Genomic DNA, 2,860 nt, shown 5'->3' with positions numbered 1-2,860 from the left:
TGCCGGGCCCGGCTCCTGCGTGGGTAGGGCCCCTGCGGTCCCTGCATCCCGCTGTGACTGCCGCCTCCGGCAAACATGCGCACGGCGACCAGTACCAGCAGCGCTATGCCGATGAGCAGCAGTATGCCCCACATCCACATCCAGGCCATATTCATGCCGTAGCCCCACATCAAGACCGGTGCCCTTTCGCCTCAGACCATTGCTATTCCGATTCTTTGGCCGACCCCGGCTGCCCGGTAGAGTCCGAAGGCCTCCCCGCCCCGGAAGCCTCGAGCTACACGCACTCACGGATATCGAGTGCGCGCATGCCCGGCCGTGCCCCGCCGGCCAAGGAAATCGGCGTCGCGGTTTCTCAGGTACGTGGGGGATGTGGAGGAGTATCATTCCTTCCGGGGGGCGGGCCTGGAAAGAGAATAGCCATGCTCAAGGACAAGCAAGTCGGCGCAGTGCTACCGGCAGCGGACATCGCCCGTGCACGGGATTTTTACCGCGATAAGCTCGGACTCGAACCCGAGAACGCGGATGCCGAGGACAACCTGCAGTACAAGTGCGGCGGCGGTACCGGGTTCCTCCTGTACCAGACGCCCAATGCCGGAACGGCCAAGAACACGCAGATCGGCTGGGTGGTCGATGACCTTCCGGGTGCCGTTGCGGAACTCCGAGCCAAGGGAGTCGTCTTCGAGGAATACGACTTCCCGGGCCTAAAAACGGAGGACGGCATCGCCACCACTCCGGACGGAAGCTCGGCCGCGTGGTTCCTGGACACGGAGGGCAACATCCTGAGCCTCAACCACATGCCCTAGCGCCGGCCCACAGGATGCGGGCAAGGCTTCCGGGACTGAGATCGCCGGAGGCAACGCCGGATCACGAATCCCGGCCGGAGCGCGACAGCGCCGCCGGCCGGGTTTCGTTCGTCCGCGGTCCTACGTGTCGTTGCCGGCTTCCGGGTCCTCTGACCACGCCATGCTGGGTCCAATGGCGTCGATCGCCTGGGACAGCGGAATGCCGGAGCCGTCGCGGCGGCCATGCTCGCCGGGGAGTGAGCGCGCCACACCTGCCAGGGAGGACGCCTTGGCCGGACCGTGCCCAGCCCAGCCGAGCAGCAGCGTGTCCTCGCCCTTGAGGAAACGGTGTGCCCGCACCCCGGCAGTCGCCCGGCCCTTGACCGGGTACTCGGCCAGGGCGGTGACCTTCGCGGCCCCGGGGGCTGTGCCCGGCAGCGCGCCTTCCGTCCCCGCGATGGTCACGACGACGGCGGCGGCGTCAGCGGGGCTGGCGGTCCCGAAGAACATCACCCGGTCCCCGGCGGCCAGCTTGATCCCGGCCATGCCGCCGGCGGTCCGGCCCTGCGGGCGGACGGCGGAGGCACTGAAGCGCAGCAGTTGGGCCTGGCGCGTGATGAAGACGAGGTCGTCGTCGTCGGACCCGGCGGGGGCAACGCCCACCACGGTGTCCTTGTCCTTGAGCGCGATCGCTTCCCAGTCTTCGCGGTTCAGCGGATAGTCCGGCTGCACACGTTTGACCACGCCCTGGGCGGTTCCGATTGCCAGAACCTGGTCCAGCGGCGCGAAAGCCACCAGCGATTCCCCCTTGAGCAAAGTGATGAAATCCTTGGCCGCTACCCCGCCGGCCATGTTGGGGGTACCCGAGGTTGGCGGCAGCACAGGCATGTCCATGACCTGCAGGCGCAGCATGCGGCCCTGCGAGGTCACGGCGGCGATCTCGCCGCGGGCGGTGGTTTTGACCACGGAGGAGAAGACGTCATGCCGGGTTCGCGGTCCGGCCTCGGCCAGGCTGTCCTGGTTGGCGGTGCGGGCAATCTGCCCGGACACGGTGAGGATGGCCCAGCAAGGATCGTCCGCGATCTCAAGGGCCAGCGGTGCGGCCTTGCCCTTGGCCCCGGCGGCTGCGCCCAGTGCCGCGGCGACGGTGGGGGAGACGGCCTCGGATTCCAGCAGGACGGTCCGGCGCGGTGTGCCGTACTTTTCCGCGATCTCGCCGAGTTCGTCGGACACCAGGGCACGGAGCAGCGCGGGGGAGCCCAGGATCGCTTCAAGCTCCGCGATCTCCCGGCGGAGCTCCTCTTGCTCCTTCTCCAGCTCGACCCGCGAATATTTGGTCAGCTGCCGCAGCCGCAGTTCCAGGATGAAGTTGGCCTGGATCTCGGAGAGATCGTAGATGGACATCAGCCGGGTACGGGCCTCGGCCACCTCGTCGGAGGACCGGATGATCTGGATGACCTCGTCAATGTCCACGATCGCGACCAGGAGGCCCTCGACCAGGTGCAGGCGGTCCTTCTTCTTGCCCAGCCGGAAGGCGGTGCGGCGCCGGACCACATTGATCCGGTGGTCCACGTAGACCGAGAGCAGCTGGAGCAGCCCGAGGGTCTGCGGCTGGCCGTCGACGAGCGTCACATTGTTGATGCCGAAGGAGTCTTCCATCGGGGTGTAGCGGTAGAGCTGCTGGAGCACGGCAGTGGGATTGAAGCCGTTCTTGAGCTCAATGACCAGGCGCAGGCCGTGCTTGCGGTCGGTGAGGTCCACGACGTCGCTGATGCCGGTGAGCTTCTTGCCGTTGACGGCATCCTTGATCTTCTCGATCACCTTCTCGGGGCCCACCATGTAAGGCAGTTCCGTGACCACCAGGCCGGTGCGGCGGGCCGAGAGCTGCTCGATGTCCACCTTTGCCCGGGTCTTGAAGGAGCCGCGGCCGGTGGCATAGGCGTCGCGGATGCCGTCCAGGCCCACAATCCGGCCACCGGTGGGCAGGTCCGGGCCAGGGACGAACCTCATGATGTCCTCGAGCGTGGCGTCCGGGTTGTCGATCAGGTGCCGGGCCGCGGCGATGACCTCCACCAGGT

At 67.3% G+C, this 2,860-nt stretch carries 2 protein-coding genes; one reads left to right on the top strand and one right to left on the bottom strand.

Going from position 1 to position 2,860, the window contains the following annotated elements; translation table 11 throughout:
* Positions 1-419: 419 nt before the first annotated feature.
* On the top strand, positions 420-803 hold the full coding sequence (locus LQV45_RS23770) for a VOC family protein (protein WP_223917085.1): 384 nt from the start codon (positions 420-422) through the stop codon (positions 801-803).
* Positions 804-923: 120 nt separating this feature from the next.
* Here the strand turns inward: LQV45_RS23770 and LQV45_RS23765 are convergent.
* The coding region (locus LQV45_RS23765; RefSeq protein ID WP_230009096.1) for a DNA gyrase subunit A at positions 924-2,860 on the bottom strand (1,937 nt) is incomplete at its 5' end.

This window comes from Microbacterium sp. Bi128, from assembly GCF_918698205.1.
The sequence above is the reverse complement of the archived record's forward strand: the minus strand, read 5'-3'. Positions and strand labels throughout refer to the sequence as shown.

Excerpts from the sequence above, each read along its gene's own strand:
- LQV45_RS23770 (WP_223917085.1), top strand. The coding sequence starts at position 420 with ATGCTCAAGGACAAGCAAGTCGGCGCAGTGCTACCGGCAGCGGACATC.